This is a genomic window from Actinotignum stranguriae (genome assembly GCF_051265215.1).
GTDB lineage: Bacteria > Actinomycetota > Actinomycetes > Actinomycetales > Actinomycetaceae > Actinotignum > Actinotignum schaalii_C.
This window is the reverse complement of sequence record NZ_JBOZCJ010000001.1, coordinates 75,141-95,200: the sequence shown is the minus strand read 5'-3', so window position 1 is coordinate 95,200 and position 20,060 is coordinate 75,141. Positions and strand designations below refer to the sequence as shown.

Here is a 20,060-nt window from a genome sequence, read left to right as displayed (position 1 = left end):
CACTGTGGGCCGCGGCGGAAACGTCGCGGCCCACATGTGTTGGGAACGTGCCGGATTAACCATGCGGAGCACAGCCGGCCGGCTAGGCAGCTCTCCGGCTGCTAGGCGAAGTAATCGCGCAGCCGCGCCATGCCCTCGGCTAGCTCCGCATCGGAGAGCGCGTAGGAGAAGCGCAGGAAGCCGCCAACCCCGAAGGCTTCCCCGGGCACCGCGGCAACATTAATATCGCTCAGGAGCTGATCGGCCAGCTCCAGGGAGCTCGTGGCGCGGCGGGGGCCCGCCCCGCCCAGCAGGCCTGCGACGTCGGCAAAAACATAGAAGGCGCCATCCGGGGGCGCGACCTCCACCCCGTCAATACTGGCCAGTTCGCTCACGATGCGGCCGCGGCGGCGCGCGAAGCCCTCGCGCATTTCCTCGATGCGGTCGCGCGGGCCGGTGAGCGCGGCGATGGTGGCCCGCTGCGCCACGTTATTGACATTCCCGGTCAGATGCGAATGCACTCGTTTGACCGCGGCCATCACATCCGCCGGACCGTAGAGCCACCCAACCCGCCAACCCGTCATCGCGAAGGACTTGGAAACCCCGCCGATCACCAGGGCTTGCTGGGCCAGCTCGGGCACTTCGGCCAGCGGGTAGGCGGTGCGCACTCCGTCGTAGGTGAGGTGTTCGTAAATTTCATCGACCACCAGCCAAATCCCGTGCTCAAGGGCCCAAGCGCCGATAGCGCGCACTTCCGCGGCGCTGTAGACCGCGCCGGTCGGATTGGTGGGCGAGCACAGCAGCAGCGCCTTCGTTTTCTCGGTACGGGCGGCCTCGAGCTGCTCCACGCTCACCTTGAAGCCCTGCGCCGGGGGCGCGTACACCTCGGTGACGGTACCGCCGAAGAGCTTAATAACTTCCGGGTAGGTCACCCAGTAGGGGGAGGGGAGGAGCACGTTATCGCCCGGGTCGATGAGCGCCGCCCACGCTTCGAAATTAGCCTGTTTCGCGCCATTAGTAACGACGACGCAGCTCGGGTCAATCCGCACCCCGGCATCGAAAGCGACTTTGGCGCAAATCGCCTCGCGCAGCTCCGGCAAGCCATTGGGGTCGGAGTATTTGTGATTACGGATATCGCCGGTGGCGGCAGCCGCGGCGGCAACAATATGATCCGGGGTGGGGAAATCCGGTTCCCCGGCCCCGAAGGAAATAATGGGGCGGCCGGCGGCCCGCAGCTCACGCTGGCGGGCATCCACCGCGAGGGTGGCGGAGGGAGCAAGGGCTTCCAGGCGCGCGGAAACGCGGCGCGGGGTATGGGGGCTCGGTGTAGTACTCACCCTCCCATTAAACACTGTCCCGGCCGCGGCTGTGACCTTTCTCCAAGGGAAGGTGCGGAAGTGGACGGCCGGGGCGTTATCGACTATGCTATTCCGGGTATGACGGCCTTGCGGTCGTGATACTCCAACGTCCACCTGGCGGCCGGAGCTCGCGGAGCACCCCGGTTTCAGGCATAATGGTGGAGTTGCCAACCTAGGGTAGTGGCGCAATTGGTAGCGCATCGGTCTCCAAAACCGGCGGTTGGGGGTTCGAGTCCCTCCTACCCTGCTCCTGCCCCGCCAATACTGACGGGGCATTGTTACGACGAGGAAAAGGACGCACTGTGAAGGAAGTTGCAGCATCCAAGTCCTCCAAGGGCGCTGCGGAGAAGAAGGGCTTCTTTGCCCGGCTCGCGCAGTTCTTCCACGAAATCTTCGGTGAATTGAAGCGCGTCCAGCGCCCCTCCCGGGAGGAACTGGGGCAGCTGTTCACCACGGTGGTGCTCTTCATCCTCGCCGTGATGGTCTTTATCGGAATCTTCGATCTTATTTTCGGTCGCGCCACCGTCTGGATCTTCGGGTAGGTCCAGAACCAGGGCCGGCCCCAAGAACAGTGAGGGAACAGCGTGTCTGAGAACAATACCGCGCACGACGATCTTTTTATGGAACCGGGTGTAAGCGCGCCCGCTGAGGAGGCTGCTCCCAGCGCGGATTCCCTCACCGATACCACCACCCCGGAAAGCGTAGCCGCGGAAGAAACCGCCGGCCCTGCTTCCGAAGAAGCGCCCGAAGCCGCTGCTGAAACTGGCGAGCCCGCTGAGGAACCCGCTCCGGCTTCCTCCAAGAAGGGCAAGAAGAAGGACGGCATCGTCACCGAAGAAGAGGTGCGGGCCAAGCTCAAGGGCCTGGAAGGCCGCTGGTACGTTCTCCACACGTACTCCGGTTACGAAAAGCGCGTCAAGCAGGACTTGGAAGTCCGCCTTGTCTCCATGAATATGGAGGACTACATCTTCCAGATCGAAGTCCCCATGGAAGAAGTCTTCGAAGTACGCCGCGGGCAGCGCAAGCTGGTATCGCGGGTGCGCATGCCCGGATACGTGCTCATTCGCATGAACCTCACCGATGATTCCTGGCGCGTGGTGCAATCCACCAATGGCGTGACCGGTTTCGTGGGCAATGGCCGTACCCCGGTGGCCCTCACCTTCGATGAGGTTGTCACCATGCTGACCCCGGTGGTGGAAGCCGCCGCGGCAGACGAAGCACGCGCCGCGGGCCTGCCCACCGGCGCCACTCCGGAAACCATCGCTCCCTTCGAAGTGGGCGATCCGGTTACCCTCACCGCCGAACCGTGGGCCGGAATGCCGGCCACCGTCTCGGAAATCGACGCGGAAAACCAGCGCCTCACCGTGATGATGACGCTCGTCGGTCAGGAAACCCCGGTGGAGCTCTCCTTCGCCCAGGTGCGCAAGGAAGACTAAGTTCCACGTGGCCGCTGCGGCGGCGTCGTACTTCCGTAACCTGCGCACGCATAGACGTAAGGGTGTAGAAACGCGAGTACGCCGGCAACGCAGGCTCGTATCTCGCGCAATGTAACACAAGCTCCGCGGTGTGTCTCACACAGGCGGGGCTTTGTGCATCGCTTACTTTCCCGTAATATAGATAGGCGTGCCGTCGCTAGCCATTGCGACGGCTGTTCAATGAGAAAAGGACCAGATATGGCACCGAAGAAGAAGGTTGCAGGCTTCATTAAGCTACAGATTCCTGCCGGCCAGGCCACCCCGGCCCCGCCGGTTGGTCCGGCTCTCGGTCAGCACGGCGTGAACATTGTTGAGTTCACGAAGGCGTACAACGCCGCGACCGAATCCCAGCGCGGAAACATCGTCCCGGTGGAAATCACCGTCTACGAAGACCGCACATTTGATTTTGTTCTCAAGACCCCGCCGGCGGCGCAGCTCATCAAGAAGGCTGCCGGGGTGCAGAAGGGTTCGCCCACTCCGCACACCCAGAAGGTTGGGCACCTCACGGCCGATCAGCTTCGCGAAATCGCGAAGATCAAGGAGCCGGACCTCAATGCGAACGACATTGACAACGCCGCCCGCATTATCGCCGGCACCGCCCGCTCCATGGGCATCACCTCGGACGCTATCTAAATAGCGCGTGCTGGAAGGCGGCAGCGCCGTCGTTCCACCGCAATCCGAGACCACAACGTAACCGGAGCTAAGAGCATCGAGCAACCGCGCTCTTAGACTCCGCAGGTTCCCGAGTGGAACCGTGGAAGGGCCACGCAGGCTCGCTGACCACACCTGCACTAAAGGAGAAGCAGAAATGGCAAAGCGCTCGAAGGCATACCGCGCCGCAGCAGAAAAGATTGCGCCCGGTGTGCTCTACACCCCCGTGGAGGCAATGCGCCTCGCGAAGGAAACGTCCGTGACGAAGTTTGACGCAACCGTGGAAGTTGTGTTCCGTCTCGGCGTGGATCCGCGTAAGGCGGATCAGATGGTTCGCGGTACCGTGAGCCTGCCCAATGGCACCGGCAAGACCGCCCGGGTGATCGTCTTCGCCCAGGGCGAGCGCGCCCAGCAGGCTATTGACGCCGGCGCGGACGAAGTTGGCAGCGACGAACTCATTGAACGCGTTGCCGGTGGCTGGACTGATTTCGATTCGGCGGTGGCCACCCCGGATATGATGGGCAAGGTCGGCCGCCTCGGCCGCGTGCTCGGCCCCCGCGGCCTCATGCCGAACCCCAAGACGGGCACCGTCACCATGGACGTGGCGAAGGCCGTCAGTGATATCAAGGGCGGACGTATCGAATTCCGCGTGGATAAGAACTCCAACCTGCCCTTCATTATCGGCAACACCTCCTTCACCGAGCAGCAGCTCCTGGAGAACTACGCTGCCGCCTACGAGGAGATCATGCGTCTCAAGCCTTCCTCCTCGAAGGGTCGCTACATCCTCAAGGCTACCGTGTCCACCACGATGGGCCCCGGCATCCCGATTGATGCCACCAAGACTCGCGCCGAAGCCTAAGGGCCGGTTGGCGATTAAGCGGATATACGCGTAACGCGAAGGGCGGGGATCCTCAGGGGTCTCCGCCCTTTGTTATACGTACGGCGGTTCGCGTATCTGCGCGCATACATCGCTGTGGCGGGCGCGCGCGTTCCGCCGTTTTTTCTTGTCGTAACCGTGCTTTAGGCTAGAGCCGTGACTTTCCATCCGCGCGTACGTGACGCTTTGCTCGCCTGCCTCCTCATGCTGCTCTGCCTGGGGTGGGCGGCGTGGGCCTTCGCGCACAACCCGTCCATCAACCCGGTGGGGGAGTGGACCTACCTGGACTATTCCCTCAAGGCATCCAGTGGCACCGTCCCCGCCCCCGGGGATGTGATGGCCCCGCAGGCCCGCCAGGCCTGGGCCTGCCATGCCCCGGCCGGTACTGCCATCACCCCACCACCCTGCGATGCCTGGGATCAGGTGGCCCCGGCGGATTGGCCCTATCGCGCGGAAAACTACAATGCTTTCCACCCGCCCCTGTATTTTTTGGTCGACGGCGCCATCGCGCGCCTGGCCGGCCTGGCAGGATTGAGCTTCCTCACGGGCGCCCGCCTGGGGTCGGCGGTGCTGGTAGCCGCCGGAGTGGGGCTTTTCTACGCCGCGCTGCGCGCCTGGCGCTTGAGCCCGGTGGTGTCCTTCGCGGCGGCGCTGTTCTTCCTGGCGGTGCCCTCGGTGGCGGCCAGTGCCACCATGGTGCATAACGATGCCGTGGGCCCGCTGGCCGGCGCGGCCGCGGCATGGCTGAGCGCGCGCATCGTGGTAGGTAAGAAAACCGGCTGGGTGCTGCCCGCGCTGATAACCGCGGCTATCTGCCTCTCCCGGGTCATTTCCATCACCGGAATTTTGGCGATTCTGGTGCCGGTTACCTTGGCGATTTGTTGGCCGGGCCTGGTGGGCTTCGGGCGGGCGCAGCGGCGCCACCTCGCGGTGCTGCTCGGTACTCAGGTACTCACGGTGGCCGCCTGCTACCTGGGCTGGGATGCTATCCAGGGCGCCCGTACCCCAGAAGGCTACGTGCCCGCCATCAACGCGATCTCTACCTCGCCGGTAAGCGAGGCCAGTACTGGGCGGCTCCTTCTCAGCCTTCTCAATCCCTACGGCCTAACCAATCCCGCGGCGAAATACCACTTTTCCCCGGAGCTCATCTCCGCTCCCACCCAGATCTGGGGCACGGTGGCCTATGTTGTTCTGCTGGTCGGACCGCTCCTCGCGCTGGTGGCGGGGCTGCGCTCGGTGCGCGGGCGGGTGCTCGGTCTATCGGGCGCTACCGGGCCACTTATTGTGGGCGTGGTGGTCCAGGCGCGGGAAATTATCAACGGCGGTCTTTACTTCCGTTCCATTCCGCGCCGCTACGGGATCGCCAATGTGGCAGGGGCACTGGCCGCTATCGCCCACCTGGCAGACCGGCCCATCTGGCGCGGTGTGCTCATGGGGGCCGGGGCGCTGGGGTACCTGTGTTTGCTCGCCGGGCCGGTGTGGGCGTAGCTGCGCCGTCGTACCTATATGGACCGGGCCAGCGCACGCTATATGTACGCCTTCAGTGCGTGTGCCGGACCGCCGGCGGTGCACGGGCCGGAAGTGGATCTTCGCGGAGGGCCACCTATCCGCGCCCGTGAGGCAAGCCACGCGGATCGGCCTTGGCGTGGCCGCGCGAAAACGATAGACTAACCGATGCCAAAGACCGCAGGTTCCAACGGGATCAAACTCGCACCGCGAGGCCAGCGCAGGTAAGAACAGAGCTAAATGTTGCCGTGCTCACGGCAGGTCATCCAAGCCCCGTGCCTTACCGCGCGGGGCTTTTTCGTTGCCGATCCTGCGGGTAAGACCGGAAGGAGGCCCCATGGCACGGACCGATAAGTCTGCAGCGATTGCGGAACTCAAGGAGCTCTTCGAGAACTCCACCGCTGTGCTGTTTACTGAGTACCGTGGCCTGACGGTCGGCCAGATGAAAGATCTGCGCCGGTCGTTCCAGGGTGGAGCTGTCTACAAGGTCGCCAAGAACACCCTTCTTGATATCGCCGCGAAGCAGGCCGGAGTCGAGGTAGCGGAGGGGACCTTCCAGGGTCCGACCGCCGTTGCTTTCGTCACCGGTGAAGCTCCGGAAGCCGCGAAGGCCCTCAAGACCTTCGCCAAGGAGAACGAAGCCCTTATCCTCAAGGGCGGCGTGATGGACGGCGCCCAGCTGTCCGCAGACGACGTCAAGCAGCTCGCGGAACTCGAATCCCGCGAAGTCCTGCTGGCCAAGTCCGCCGGTGTTCTCAAGGCGCTCATGTACCAGGCAGCGTACGTACTCAACGCGCCGGCCACCAAGGCCGTTCGCACCATCGACGCCTTGCGCGCCAAGCAGGAAGCGGCTGCGTAGCCACTTCCACCTCGGAATATCACGGGTATCGAATAGCGACTATCACGGATATTTCGGAGTTTTCGCGGCTCGGCATACGCGTCGCGGAGCGGCCCCCAGCCGCGCACCCAGTTAGATCTGCACGGCAGGTATTTCTGCCCATCAGATAGAGTCTGCTCGCTAGAGCGGAAAGGAAGGCCATCATGGCTAAGCTCTCGACCGAAGAGCTCATTGCAGCTTTCAAGGAGCTCACCCTCGTTGAGCTCAACGATTTCGTCAAGGCGTTCGAAGAGGAATTCGACGTTGAAGCCGCGGCTCCCGTTGCCGCCGTTGCCGCTCCGGCCGCTGCCGGTGGCGACGCCGGTGCTGCCGCCGAAGAGAAGTCCGACTTCGATGTTGTTATCGAAGCCGCTGGCGACAAGAAGGTTGCGGTCATCAAGGAAGTCCGCGCCCTCACCTCCCTCGGCCTCAAGGAAGCCAAGGACCTCGTGGACTCGGCTCCCAAGGCCGTCCTCGAAGGTGTGGACAAGGACACCGCCGAAAAGGCCAAGGAAGCCCTCGAGGGCGCCGGCGCCACCGTTACCCTCAAGTAACACGGCACGCCGAAAACTCGGCTAATCGGCTGAAAAATCAGCCATCGGCGCGCGGGCTTCACGCCCGCGCTCCACTCCACAAGCGGATACGCCCCGGCGTATCCGCTTGTTTGGTTTCCGTGATGTGAGACCCCGTGCTATTGGCCGTCCGGCGCCGTGCTGGATCGCAAAGTGGTACTGGAGCTACAGTCAAACCACGATTTTCTGTCGTGGAGTACCACTTTGTCAGTCCCGATGTTCTCCAGTACCACTTTGTCGCGATGGTACGCACGAAGGTTGTTCCCGGCTACACTGGCACGGGTGAGCATCGGCGCACAGGCGGATGCGAGGCCCGAGGCAGGGCCGGAAACGGATACCAGCTCGCCCCGGAAACGAGCCGGGACGAGCCCGGAAACGCCCCGGAAACGAGCCCGGATACAAACTCAACGATGATAACGAAGACGAACGTGAAGATGACGCAGGAAACAACGACGAATCACAGCCCCGAATCGTGCTTAAACCAGAGCTCCGAATCGCCCCAGGAGCAAACCCTGAACCCGGGCTCAAAGAAGAGCCCGAGTCAGACCCCGGAGCAAAGCCCGAACCAGCGCTCAAGCGAAGCCCTGAGTTGGCGCCCCCTCACCCCGAGCGATATTCCTGCGTGGGCCGCGCTGGGCGCCGCGGATCCTTCTCTGCTCCACTCCGCCACGGAGCGCGATCTGCGCGATTTCCTCGCCAATCCTGAGGTCGATCCGGCCACTGAAACCCTCGCGCTGTACCGCGGCGATCACCTCCTCGCCGGAGCCACCGTATCCACGATGGGCGACGTCGACCAAGATGATGACCTCGATATTTATATCGGCTATGCCTGCCCGGACCTCACGTACCTCCCCGAACTCCTCAGCCGCTGCGAGCAGCTCGCCATCGGACTCGCCGAACGCTCCGAAACCCGCTATTCCGGGCTGTCGGTGCAGGTAGCGCGCGATGATGACGCAGAAGAAACCAACGCGGCGCTGGGAGAGCTCGGCTACCGCCTCACCCGCAAATACGAAGTGATGCGCCGCCCGGCCGCGCAAATCCCTACCGTCCACATCGACGGCGTGACCTTCCGCGCCCCCACCCTCGCCGACGAAGAACCGCTGCGCCTCGCCCACGCCGAAGCTTTCCGTGACCACTACGGGCGTTACGATTACGAGGCCGCATCCTGGCACTCCTTCCTCACCGGGTGGCGCATGCGCCTGGACTGCTCCGTCGTGGCGCTCAGCGAAGAAACCGGCGCGGTAGTGGGCTACGCGCTCGCCAATGACTACGGCACCGAGCTCTATATCGAATATCTCGGCTCGCTGCGGGCCGTGCGCGGGCGCGGGGTGGGCGGCCAGCTTGTGGACCGGGTCATCACCAATGCGGCACGGGCCGGGTATGCCACCGTAGGGCTGGACGTGGATACCCATAGTTCCACCGGGGCCGGCCGGCTGTACACCGCCCACGGGTTTGAAGGCTACTGCGCCGAGGTGACCCTCGAAAAACGCTTGCGCTAGAGGAGGTGACCACGCGGGACTGCGGCGTCGTCGTGCTACCGGAACGCCCCGAGCAACGGCGCCCCGGCGCACGCAAGCTCGCCACCCGGCCCGGGCCGCGCCACATACGCACGCACCCGCAGACCTGCGCGAACGCCCCGCGCCCCGGCGCCCCGGCGCGCCCGCACTTGCATGTACGCCGTTCTTGTGCGAAAGTACTTTCGGACGATGAAGTTCAGATGAGATACCGGCACCGCCAAGCGCTGGTATCCCTATGTGTGACCCCTCGCATAGGCCTGGGGTCTTGGTTCTTGCCGTTAAAACGTGTAGTGTAGAAACTTGCGTTGACACTCCTATGCCCTTGATCACCTCCGCAGCGCTTTTCGGCGTGATATCGCGGTTTTCGGTGAGGGTGACTGGATTGTCCTTCTGCCAGATTCGTCAGGGAAGGATCCACTTTGGCTGCTTCGCGCACATACTCGCTCGCTGCACATAACGGCAAGCCGGTTGTTGACCGCGTATCTTTCGCGAAAATCCATGAACCACTGCAAGTGCCGAATTTGCTCGGCCTCCAAACCGATAGTTTCGGTTGGCTGATCGGCTCGGATAAATGGGTCGCGGAAAACCCCGGCGTTCAGTCCGGGCTCGAAGAAATCTTCGAAGAAATTTCCCCGATCGAAAATGCCGCGCAAACCATGGGCCTGGTGCTCTCCGCCCCGCATCTCGAGGAACCGAAGTACTCCATCCTCGAATGCCGCGAACGCGATCTCACCTACTCGGCCCCCCTGTACGTCACCGCGGAATTCCAGAACTACGAAACGGGCGAAATCAAGTCGCAGACCACCTTCATTGGCGACTTCCCGCTCATGACGGACCGCGGTACCTTCATCGTGAACGGTACCGAGCGTGTAGTGGTGTCCCAGCTGGTGCGTTCCCCGGGCGTGTACTTCGAGCGCACCGCGGATAAGACCTCCGATAAGGATATTTACAACACCAAGGTGATTCCCTCCCGCGGCGCCTGGCTGGAATTCGAAATCGATAAGCGCGATGCGGTGGGCGTGCGCGTGGACCGCAAGCGTAAGCAGTCCGTGACCGTATTCCTCAAGGCCCTGGGCATGACGGAATCGGAAATTCGCGAAACCTTCTCCGAATTCCCCATCCTCATTGACACCCTGGAAAAGGACACCGTCCACAACCAGGAAGAAGCCCTGCAGGATCTCTACCGCAAGCTGCGCCCGGGTGAACCGCCCACAGCGGAAGCGGGCCGTACCCTGCTCAATAACTTCTACTTCAACCCCAAGCGGTACGACACCGCGAAGGTGGGGCGCTACAAGATCAACAAGAAGCTGGGCCTGCCGGAGGATAACACCGCTCGCCAGCTCACGCTCACGGATATCACCGCGGCGCTGCGCTACCTGCTTGCCCTCCACCAGGGCATGGATCGCATGGGGGAGGACGGCGAATTCCCGACCATCCTGTGCGCCGAAGGTGCCACCCCGGTGCGCGTGAGCACCGATGATATTGACAACTTCTCCAACCGGCGCGTGCGCGCGGTCGGTGAGCTCATCCAGAACCAGGTCCGCACCGGTTTGGCGCGCCTGGACCGGATGGTGCGCGAACGCATGACCACTCAGGAAGTGGAAGCGATTACGCCCTCCTCGCTCATCAATATCCGCCCGATTGTCGCCGCGATTAAGGAGTTCTTCGGAACGTCCCAGCTTTCGCAGTTCATGGATCAGAACAACCCGCTGGCGGGCCTGACCCACAAGCGCCGCCTCTCGGCCCTCGGCCCGGGCGGTCTGTCCCGTGATCGCGCGGGCATGGAAGTGCGCGACGTGCACCCCTCGCATTACGGGCGCATGTGCCCCATCGAAACTCCGGAAGGTCCGAACATCGGCCTCATCGGTTCGCTGGCCTCCTTCGCGCAGATCAATTCCTTCGGCTTCATCGAAACGCCCTACCGGCGCGTGGTCGATGGCCGGGTCACGAACGAGATCGATTACCTCCAGGCCGGGGACGAAGATAACCACAATATCGCCCAGGCCGAAGCGCCCATCGACGCGGACGGCCACTTCCTGGAAGAAGAAGCGCTCGTGCGCGTTCCGGGCGGCGAACCGGCCCTCGTTCCGGTGGACGAAATCGATTACATGGACGTGTCCGCGCGCCAGATGGTTTCCATCGGTACCGGCATGATTCCCTTCCTCGAGCACGACGATGCCAACCGCGCCCTCATGGGTGCGAATATGCAGCGCCAGGCCGTGCCGCTCATCCGCCCGGTTTCCCCGTACGTGGGAACCGGCTGGGAGATGCGTTGCGCGGTTGACTCCGGTGACGTGACGGTGGCCGCGGCCCCCGGCGTGGTCACCGAAGTGGATGCCGACGCCGTGCACGTGGAACAGGACGACGGCCGCCACGTCATCTACAAGATGTCCAAGTTCGAACGTTCCAACCCCGGCAACTGCATTAACCAGCGCGTGGTCGTTTCCGCTGGGGACCGCCTGGAAGCGGGAACTCTTATTGCCGACGGCGCAGCTACCGAAGGTGGCGAACTCGCGCTGGGGCAGAACTTGCTCGTGGCCTTCATGTCCTGGAATGGCTACAACTACGAAGACGCCATCATCCTCTCCGAGCGCTGCGTGCGCGATGACCTCCTCACCTCGATCCACATCGAGGAACACGAGGTCGATGCGCGTGATACCAAGCTCGGCCCGGAGGAAATCACCCGCGATATCCCCAATGTGTCTGAGGAAATGCTTTCGCATCTCGATGATCACGGGATTATTCGCATCGGTGCGGAAGTGCGCGCCGGCGATATCATCGTGGGCAAGATTACCCCCAAGGGGGAAACCGAACTCACCAGCGAAGAGCGCCTGCTGCGCGCCATCTTCGGGGAGAAGGCCAAGGAAGTTCGCGATACCTCGCTGCGCGTCCCGCACGGCGAATCCGGCATCGTCATCGATATCCGCCAGTTCGATAAGGAAAATAACGACGAACTGCCCTCGGATGTTAATGAGACCGTTCGCGTGTACATCGCCCAGCGCCGCAAGATCACGGTGGGCGATAAGATGGCCGGCCGCCACGGAAATAAGGGCGTTATCTCCCGCATTCTTCCGGTGGAAGATATGCCCTTCATGGAAGACGGCACCCCGGTTGATATCATCCTCAACCCGCTGGGCGTTCCCGGCCGCATGAACCTCGGCCAGGTGTACGAACTGCACCTGGGTTGGGTGGCTTCCCGCGGGTGGGATGCCAGCGCCGCCCGGGAAGCGGGTGAAGAATGGGCCCTGCGCCTGCCCGAAGATACCGTCAAGGCCGCCCCGGGTACCCGGGTTGCCACCCCGGTATTCGACGGCCTCCAGGCCGATGAGCTGGACGGACTGCTCCAGTCCACCCTCCCGGATGCGGAAGGCCACACCCTGGTCAATCGCTTCGGCAAGGCCCGGCTCTTCGACGGGCGCACCGGCGATCCCTTCCCGGATCCGGTCTCGGTTGGCTACATGTACATGCTCAAGCTGCACCACCTCGTGGATGATAAGATCCACGCCCGGTCCACCGGTCCGTACTCGATGGTGACCCAGCAGCCCCTGGGCGGTAAGGCACAATTCGGCGGCCAGCGCTTCGGTGAAATGGAAGTGTGGGCCCTGGAAGCTTACGGTGCCGCACACACCCTGCAGGAAATGCTCACGATCAAGTCCGACGACACCGTGGGCCGCGTCAAGGTGTACGAAGCCATCGTCAAGGGCGATAACGTCCCCGAAGCTGGTATTCCGGAATCCTTCAAGGTTCTTATGCAGGAAATGCGGTCGCTGTGCCTGAATGTGGCAGCTCTCGATGCATCCGGTCAGGTCATTGACCTCCAGGATGCAGAAGAAGATCGCATGCGCGCTGCGGCCGGCCCGGAGGAGCCCGTGCTGCAGACCGGTCTGGAGGATCTGTCCACCGGAGCCGACTTCTAAAATCTCAAATCTTCTTAGTGGCGCACAACATCGGAAGTAGGAATCTTGCTCGACGTTAATCGTTTTGACCAGCTCCACATTGGTCTGGCAACCTCGGATGATATCCGTGCCTGGTCGCACGGTGAGGTGAAGAAGCCGGAAACTATCAACTACCGCACCCTCAAGCCGGAAAAGGACGGCCTGTTCGGCGAACAGATCTTCGGGCCCACCCGCGATTGGGAATGTGCCTGCGGTAAGTACAAGCGGCCGCGGTTCAAGGGCATCGTCTGCGAACGCTGCGGCGTGGAAGTCACCCGCTCGAAGGTGCGGCGCGAACGGATGGGCCATATTGAGCTCGCCGCTCCCGTCACCCATATTTGGTACTTCAAGGGCGTGCCCTCGCGCCTGGGCTACCTCCTGGACGTAGCCCCCAAGGACCTCGAAAAGGTCATCTACTTCGCCGCCTATATGGTGACCGAAGTTGATGAAGAAGCCCGCCGCGCAGATATGCCCACCCTCCAGTCCGAATACGAACTGGAGCGCCGCGCCCTGGAAAAGAACCGGGATGTTGCCCTCGAAAGCCGCCAGCAGGAGCTCGAAAAGGAGCTCGCGCAGGCCGAAGAAGATGGCGCGACCGATTCCCAGAAGCAGAAGATCAAGCGCGCGGCCGATAACGACCTCGCCAAGATCCGCAAGAATACGGATCGCGAACTCGAGCGCCTGGAAACCATGTGGGATCGCTTCACCAAGCTCAAGGTGGGGGATCTGGAAGGCGATGAAGACCTCTACCGCGAAATGGACGCGCACTACGGCGACTACTTCAAGGCCGCCCGCGGTGCGGAAGCGATCCAGGCCCGGCTGCGTTCCTTCGATCTGCAGGCCGAACATGACCGCCTCGTGGAGGTCATCGAATCGGGTACCGCCCAGCGCAAGGCTCGCGCCCTCAAGCGCATCAAGGTGGTCAACGCCTTCCTGCACTCGGATACCAAGCCCGAATCGATGGTGCTTGATGCCCTCCCGGTGATCCCGCCGGACCTGCGCCCCATGGTGCAGCTGGACGGTGGCCGCTTCGCGACCTCCGATCTCAACGACCTCTACCGCCGCGTGATCAACCGGAATAACCGCCTCAAGCGCATGCTGGACCTGGGCGCCCCGGAGATCATGGTCAATAACGAAAAGCGCATGCTCCAGGAATCCGTGGACGCGCTCTTCGATAACGGCCGGCGCGGGCGCCCGGTGCAGGGCGCGGGCAACCGCCCCCTCAAGTCGCTCTCCGATATGCTCAAGGGCAAGCAGGGCCGCTTCCGCCAGAACCTCCTGGGTAAGCGCGTGGACTACTCGGGCCGCTCCGTGATCGTGGTGGGCCCGACCATGAAGCTGCACCAGTGCGGGCTGCCGCGTGTGATGGCCCTCGAACTGTTCAAGCCCTTCGTGCAAAAGCGCCTGGTGGACCTGGAAATCGCCAAGAATATCAAGGCGTCCAAGCGTTTCATCGACCGCCAGCGCCCCGAAGTATGGGACGTTCTCGAAGAGGTTATGCGCGAGCACCCGGTGCTCCTCAACCGCGCACCTACCCTGCACCGCCTGGGCATTCAGGCTTTCGAGCCGCTCATGATTGAAGGCAAGGCGATCCGCCTGCACCCGCTGGTGTGCTCCGCCTTCAACGCGGACTTCGACGGCGACCAGATGGCCGTGCACCTCCCGCTTTCCGTGGAAGCCCAGGCCGAGGCGCGCATCCTCATGCTCTCCTCGAATAACATCCTCAAGCCCTCCGACGGGCGCCCCGTGACCATGCCTTCGCAGGACATGGTGATCGGGCTGTTCTACCTGACATCTCAGGTCGACGGCGCCACCGGGGAAGGCCGCTACTTCACCTCCATTGATGAAGCGCAGATGGCCTATGACATGGGCAGTCTTGACCTCAATGCGAAGGTGAAGATTCGTTTCGAAGCGGACGTTGTTCCCCCGCGCGGCTGGAAGGCCCCGGAGAACTTCGAAGAAGGCGACCGGCTGCTGCTGGAAACCACCCTGGGCCGCGCGATCTTTAATGATTCGCTCCCGGTGGACTTCCCCTACGTCAATGAGACCGTCGATAAGAAGGTGCTCGGCGGGATCGTCAATCGCCTGGCCGAACGCTACGAGAAGGTCTACGTGGCCGCCTCGCTGGACGCCCTGAAATCAGCTGGTTTCTACTGGGCCGGGCGCAGCGGCGCCACCATTGCGGTATCGGACGTCGTCGTACCCGAATCGAAGCCGGAAATTCTGGCGGAAGCCGAAAAGAAGGCCGCGGTTATCGAAAACCAGTTCCTCACCGGCCGTATCGAGGACGAGGATCGCCGCCGCGACCTCGTGGACCTCTGGTCGGAAGTGACGGACGCGATTGCCGTGGAGATGCGCGAAAACTTCACCGCGGATAACACCGTGAACCGAATGGTGTCCTCCGGGGCGCGCGGTAACTGGGAACAGGTCCGCCAGATCGCGGGTATGCGCGGCCTGGTGGCCGACCCGAAGGGCGCGATTATTCCCCGCCCGATTACCTCGAATTACCGCGAGGGCCTCTCGGTTTTGGAATACTTCGTGGCGACCCACGGCGCCCGCAAGGGCCTGGCGGATACCGCCTTGCGTACCGCCGATTCCGGGTACCTTACCCGCCGCCTCGTGGACGTGGCGCAGGATGTTATCGTGCGCGAATCCGATTGCGGGACCAGCCGCGGCCTGACCAAGACCATCGCGGAGAAGGGCGCCGACGGCACCCTCATTCCCGATCCGCAGCTGGATACTTCCGTGTACGCTCGCACCCTCGCGAAGGACGTTGTATCCGAGGATGGCGAAGTGCTGGCGGCTGCCGGAACCGATCTGGGCGATGCGATTATCGAGCATCTCATTGAGAATGGCGTGACCCAGGTTTCGGTGCGTTCCGTGCTGACCTGCCAGTCGCGCACCGGTACCTGCGCCAAGTGCTACGGCCGCTCCATGGCCACCGGCAAGCTCGTGGATATCGGCGAAGCGGTGGGTATCGTGGCCGCCCAGTCCATTGGTGAACCGGGTACCCAGCTGACGATGCGTACCTTCCACACCGGTGGTTCGGCCTCCGCGGACGACATCACCCAGGGTCTTCCCCGTGTGCAGGAACTCTTCGAAGCCCGTACCCCGAAGGGCGAGGCCCCGATCGCGGAAGCGGCCGGCATCCTCCAGATCGAGGATGGGGAGCGCGTACGTCGCCTCATTATTCAGCGCGACGACGCCGAAGAGGACCTTGTCTACCAGGTCTCCAAGCGAGCCAAGCTCTTCGTTCCCGAAGGCGGCCACGTCAATGTTGGTCAGCAGCTCGTGGAAGGTAGCGTGGACCCCAAGAAGGTGCTGCGTATTTCCGGGCGCCGGGTGGCTCAGGAACATATCGTTTCCGAAGTGCAGGCGGTGTACCGCTCCCAGGGCGTGGAAATCCACGACAAGCACATCGAGGTCATCGTGCGCCAGATGCTGCGCCGCATTACCGTGCTGGAAGCGGGAACCACGAAGCTGCTCCCGGGCGAACTCGTGGATGTGGCGCGCTTTGAAGATGAGAACCGCGCGGCGATGGCCGAAGGTGGCAAGCCCGCCTCCGGGCGCCCCGAGCTCATGGGTATTACCAAGGCCTCCCTGGCCACGGATTCCTGGCTCTCGGCGGCCTCCTTCCAGGAGACCACCCGCGTCCTCACCGAGGCTGCACTCAATTCCAAGTCCGATCCGCTCGAGGGCCTGAAGGAAAACGTTATCCTTGGTAAGCTCATCCCGGCCGGTACCGGCCTGGAGACGATGCGCTCGGCCAAGATCGAACCGACTGCCGAAGCTCGGGTGGAGTTCGAAAAGAACAATGGCTTTGCCGCCACCGATTTCGACATGTTCGATGACACCTTCCCGTATACCGACTTCCAAGAGTTCGATCTCGGAGCCGGCTACGGAATGTTCTCCTAAATAAGTTCCCCGGTAGCGGGGGAGTTCCCAGCGGGGCGGCCACGGTGTGGCCGCCCCGCTGCGGCGTCGTCGTAAAAAGAAACGCGGCGCAGAAAAACGGCCCGGGTGGGCCCGCAGCCCGTGTGTTTCCTAACACCTCAGCCCGCGAAGCTTTGACGGCTCCTCGCATTAACCGCTATTCTTGTTTAGGTTGCCTGTTTGCGGGTCTGTTGTGGCGGCCCTCGGCCGTCCCGTAATGAGCGGTGTGCGTTCGGGCAGATTTGGCAAACGTTATAATATTCATCTGTCTATCAGGAGAAGTAGTGCCTACAATTCAGCAGCTGGTCCGCGAGGGCCGCGCGAAGAAGAAGCGCGCTCCTAAGCGCCCGGCGCTTAAGGGGAGCCCCCAGCGTCGTGGGGTGTGCACCCGCGTGTTCACCACCACCCCCAAGAAACCGAACTCTGCGCTCCGTAAGGTTGCCCGTGTTCGCTTGTCCTCCGGCATCGAAGTGACGGCGTACATTCCCGGTGAAGGTCACAACCTGCAGGAACACTCCATTGTCCTCGTTCGCGGCGGTGGCGTGAAGGACCTCCCCGGTGTGCGGTACAAGATCGTCCGCGGCGCCCTTGACACCCAGGGCGTGAAGAGCCGCAACCAGGCTCGTTCCCGTTACGGCGCCAAGAAGGAGAAGAAGTAATGCCTCGTAAGGGTCCGGTTAAGAAGCGTCCGCTGGTTAGCGATCCGGTTTACAATTCCCAGCTGGTGACCCAGCTGGTCAACCGCGTGCTCGTGGATGGCAAGAAGTCCCTGGCGCAGTCCATCGTCTACGGTGCGATGGAAGGCGTGGCGGAAAAGTCCGGGCAGGATGCCCTGGCGGTTCTCAAGCGCGCTATGGATAACATTCGTCCGCAGCTGGAAGTGCGTTCCCGCCGTGTTGGTGGCGCCACCTACCAGGTGCCGGTGGAAGTCAAGGCTGGCCGTTCCACGGCCCTCGGCCTGCGCTGGCTGGTGGAATTCGCGCGCCAGCGCCGCGAAAACACCATGACGGAACGTCTCCTCAACGAAATCCTCGATGCCTCCAACGGCCTTGGTGGTGCTGTGAAGCGCCGCGAGGATACCCACCGCATGGCGGAAGCCAATAAGGCCTTCGCCCACTACCGCTGGTAATCACCAGGGTTATCTGACCCGCGATATAGAAGAGAGCGAAAAGTGGCACAAGAAGTGCTTACGGACCTTTCCAAGGTTCGCAATATCGGCATCATGGCGCACATCGATGCCGGCAAAACAACGACCACCGAACGCATCCTGCTCTACACCGGCATCAACCACAAGCTGGGTGAAACCCATGACGGCGCCTCGACGACCGACTGGATGGAACAGGAAAAGGAACGCGGCATTACGATTACGTCTGCCGCTGTGACCGCGTTCTGGAAGGGTACGCAGTTCAATATCATCGACACCCCCGGCCACGTTGATTTCACCGTGGAAGTGGAGCGGTCCCTGCGCGTGCTGGACGGCGCCATCGCGGTGTTCGACGGTAAGGAAGGCGTGGAGCCGCAGTCGGAAACCGTGTGGCGTCAGGCTGATAAGTACCATGTGCCGCGTATTTGCCTCATCAACAAGATGGATAAGTTGGGGGCTAACTTCGACTTCTCCGTCCAGACCATTCGGGACCGCCTCGGCGCCCACCCGACTGTCATCACCTTCCCGATCGGCGCGGAGAATGACTTCTCCGGCGTGGTGGATGTCCTCAAGATGAAGGCCATCCGCTTCCCCGAAAAGGACGCCCAGGGTAATGACACCTGGGGCGCCGTGGTGGTGGAAGAGGATATCCCCGCGGAACTGCAGGCCAAGGCCGAAGAACTGCGTATGGCCGCCATGGAAGATGCCGCCGAAGCCTCCGATGAACTCATGGAGAAGTACCTCGAGGACGGCGAGCTGAGCACCGAGGATATGATCAAGGGTCTGCGTATCCGCACCATCGCCTCGGAAATCTACCCCGTGTACGCCGGTTCGGCTTACAAGAACAAGGGTATTCAGCCCGCGCTGGACGGCGTGGTGAACTTCCTGCCCGCCCCGATTGACGTTCCCGCTATCAAGGGCTTCAAGCCGGGTCACGAAGAAGACGGCGAAACCGAAGAACGCCACCCGAGCGAGAACGAACCGTTCTCCGCGCTGGCCTTCAAGATTGCGGTGCACCCCTTCTACGGCAAGCTCACCTACATCCGCGTGTACTCCGGTAAGGTTTCGGCCGGCACCCAGGTGCTCAACTCGGTCAAGGGCCGCAAGGAGCGCGTGGGCAAGATGTTCCAGATGCACTCCAATAAGGAAAACCCTGTTGAAGAAGCGCATGCCGGGCATATTTACGCGTTCATTGGGCTGAAGGATACCACCACCGGTGATACCCTCTGCGCCCAGGACGCCCCGATTATTCTTGAGTCCATGTCCTTCCCGGAGCCCGTGATTCACGTGGCGATTGAGCCGAAGTCGAAGGGTGACCAAGAAAAGCTTTCCGTGGCTATTCAGAAGCTCGCGGAAGAGGATCCGACCTTCACGGTTCGTCAGGATGAGGAAACCGGCCAGACCGTTATCGGCGGTATGGGCGAACTCCACCTCGATATCCTCGTCGACCGTATGAAGCGTGAGTTCAAGGTTGATGCGAACGTCGGTGCTCCGATGGTTGCCTACCGCGAGACGATCCGCAAGAAGGTCGATAGCGTCGAATACACCCATAAGAAGCAGACGGGTGGTTCGGGCCAGTTCGCGCGTGTCATCGTCACGTTTGAGCCGCTTGACTCCAACGAAGACGGCGATACTTACGAATTTGTCAACGCCGTGACCGGTGGTCGCGTTCCGCGTGAATACATCCCGTCTGTTGATCAGGGTATCCAGGAAGCCATGCAGAATGGTGTCCTCGCCGGGTTCCCGGTGGTGGGCGTCAAGGCCACCCTGGAAGACGGCGCTTATCACGACGTCGACTCCTCGGAGCTGGCGTTCAAGATCGCGGGTAACCAGGTGTTCAAGGAAGGCGCACGCCGCGCCAACCCGGTGCTCCTGGAGCCCATCATGGACGTGGAAGTCCGCACCCCGGAAGAGTACATGGGCGACGTTATCGGCGACCTGAACTCCCGGCGCGGTATGATCAAGTCCATGGAGGATGCGACGGGCGTCAAGATCGTGCGCGCCAACGTGCCGCTGAGCGAAATGTTCGGCTACGTTGGTGACCTGCGGTCGAAGACCCAGGGGCGCGCGGTGTATTCCATGCAGATGGATTCCTACGCCGAAGTCCCGAAGGCCGTTGCGGAACAGATCATCGCGGAATCTCGTGGTGAATAGTCGCCGGTTTCGTTTACAATAGGTAACTGTTCGGAACAGACCGGATTATGCGCGAGCATCATCCACATAGCTGTAAGTAATT

The 20,060-nt window shown here is 62.4% G+C and carries 14 protein-coding genes and 1 tRNA gene; 14 read left to right on the top strand and 1 reads right to left on the bottom strand.

Annotation, left to right across the window (positions count from 1 at the left end):
- Positions 1-101: 101 nt before the first annotated feature.
- Positions 102-1,316: a pyridoxal phosphate-dependent aminotransferase gene (locus ACRQEG_RS00475; RefSeq protein WP_159455005.1), complete on the bottom strand. Its 1,215-nt coding sequence runs from the start codon at positions 1,314-1,316 to the stop codon at positions 102-104.
- Between the two features lie 195 nt (positions 1,317-1,511).
- On the opposite strand from ACRQEG_RS00475, the gene ACRQEG_RS00470 reads away from it, so the two are divergent.
- From ACRQEG_RS00470 to fusA, 14 genes are all read left to right on the top strand, one after another.
- Positions 1,512-1,584: transfer RNA gene (locus ACRQEG_RS00470), tRNA-Trp, on the top strand.
- Positions 1,585-1,639: 55 nt separating this feature from the next.
- The gene (secE, locus tag ACRQEG_RS00465) at positions 1,640-1,879 is read left to right on the top strand and encodes a preprotein translocase subunit SecE (RefSeq protein WP_016443121.1); all 240 of its coding nucleotides are present in this window, start codon (positions 1,640-1,642) and stop codon (positions 1,877-1,879) included.
- Between the two features lie 42 nt (positions 1,880-1,921).
- Positions 1,922-2,773 carry a transcription termination/antitermination protein NusG gene (gene nusG / locus ACRQEG_RS00460; RefSeq protein ID WP_087070530.1) on the top strand — a complete coding sequence of 284 codons (852 nt, stop codon included), beginning with the start codon at positions 1,922-1,924 and terminating at the stop codon, positions 2,771-2,773.
- A 237-nt stretch (positions 2,774-3,010) separates the two neighbouring features.
- On the top strand, positions 3,011-3,445 hold the full coding sequence (rplK, locus tag ACRQEG_RS00455) for a 50S ribosomal protein L11 (protein WP_016443119.1): 435 nt from the start codon (positions 3,011-3,013) through the stop codon (positions 3,443-3,445).
- Between the two features lie 175 nt (positions 3,446-3,620).
- Entirely contained in the window at positions 3,621-4,322 is a 702-nt protein-coding gene (gene rplA / locus ACRQEG_RS00450; RefSeq protein WP_087070531.1) for a 50S ribosomal protein L1, read from the top strand.
- A gap of 174 nt (positions 4,323-4,496) precedes the next feature.
- Positions 4,497-5,828, top strand: coding sequence for a glycosyltransferase family 39 protein (locus tag ACRQEG_RS00445; protein ID WP_087070532.1), 1,332 nt, complete (start codon positions 4,497-4,499; stop codon positions 5,826-5,828).
- 355 nt (positions 5,829-6,183) lie between these two features.
- Entirely contained in the window at positions 6,184-6,705 is a 522-nt protein-coding gene (rplJ, locus tag ACRQEG_RS00440; protein WP_026428294.1) for a 50S ribosomal protein L10, read from the top strand.
- 182 nt (positions 6,706-6,887) lie between these two features.
- Positions 6,888-7,277 (top strand): 50S ribosomal protein L7/L12, encoded by a 390-nt coding sequence (rplL, locus tag ACRQEG_RS00435; RefSeq protein WP_026428293.1) that lies wholly within the window; start codon positions 6,888-6,890, stop codon positions 7,275-7,277.
- 428 nt (positions 7,278-7,705) lie between these two features.
- Positions 7,706-8,794 carry a GNAT family N-acetyltransferase gene (locus ACRQEG_RS00430; RefSeq protein WP_159455006.1) on the top strand — a complete coding sequence of 363 codons (1,089 nt, stop codon included), beginning with the start codon at positions 7,706-7,708 and terminating at the stop codon, positions 8,792-8,794.
- Between the two features lie 437 nt (positions 8,795-9,231).
- Complete coding sequence (gene rpoB, locus ACRQEG_RS00425) at positions 9,232-12,729, top strand: DNA-directed RNA polymerase subunit beta (protein ID WP_026428291.1); 3,498 nt, start codon at positions 9,232-9,234, stop codon at positions 12,727-12,729.
- A gap of 45 nt (positions 12,730-12,774) precedes the next feature.
- A complete protein-coding gene (locus tag ACRQEG_RS00420) occupies positions 12,775-16,662 on the top strand; it encodes a DNA-directed RNA polymerase subunit beta' (protein ID WP_087070534.1) in 3,888 nt (1,295 codons plus the stop codon).
- Between the two features lie 302 nt (positions 16,663-16,964).
- Positions 16,965-17,339, top strand: coding sequence for a 30S ribosomal protein S12 (rpsL, locus tag ACRQEG_RS00415; RefSeq protein ID WP_016443111.1), 375 nt, complete (start codon positions 16,965-16,967; stop codon positions 17,337-17,339).
- The gene (gene rpsG / locus ACRQEG_RS00410) at positions 17,339-17,809 is read left to right on the top strand and encodes a 30S ribosomal protein S7 (RefSeq protein WP_016443110.1); all 471 of its coding nucleotides are present in this window, start codon (positions 17,339-17,341) and stop codon (positions 17,807-17,809) included. Before rpsL ends, rpsG begins: the two co-directional genes overlap by 1 nt.
- Positions 17,810-17,851: 42 nt before the next feature.
- Entirely contained in the window at positions 17,852-19,978 is a 2,127-nt protein-coding gene (fusA, locus tag ACRQEG_RS00405; RefSeq protein WP_026428289.1) for an elongation factor G, read from the top strand.
- The last annotated feature ends 82 nt before the right edge of the window (positions 19,979-20,060 follow it).

Coding starts and splice junctions, on each gene's coding strand:
- rplK (WP_016443119.1), top strand. CDS start 3,011: ATGGCACCGAAGAAGAAGGTTGCAGGCTTCATTAAGCTACAGATTCCT.
- rplA (WP_087070531.1), top strand. CDS start 3,621: ATGGCAAAGCGCTCGAAGGCATACCGCGCCGCAGCAGAAAAGATTGCG.
- rplL (WP_026428293.1), top strand. CDS start 6,888: ATGGCTAAGCTCTCGACCGAAGAGCTCATTGCAGCTTTCAAGGAGCTC.
- rpsG (WP_016443110.1), top strand. CDS start 17,339: ATGCCTCGTAAGGGTCCGGTTAAGAAGCGTCCGCTGGTTAGCGATCCG.
- rplJ (WP_026428294.1), top strand. CDS start 6,184: ATGGCACGGACCGATAAGTCTGCAGCGATTGCGGAACTCAAGGAGCTC.
- ACRQEG_RS00430 (WP_159455006.1), top strand. CDS start 7,706: ATGATAACGAAGACGAACGTGAAGATGACGCAGGAAACAACGACGAAT.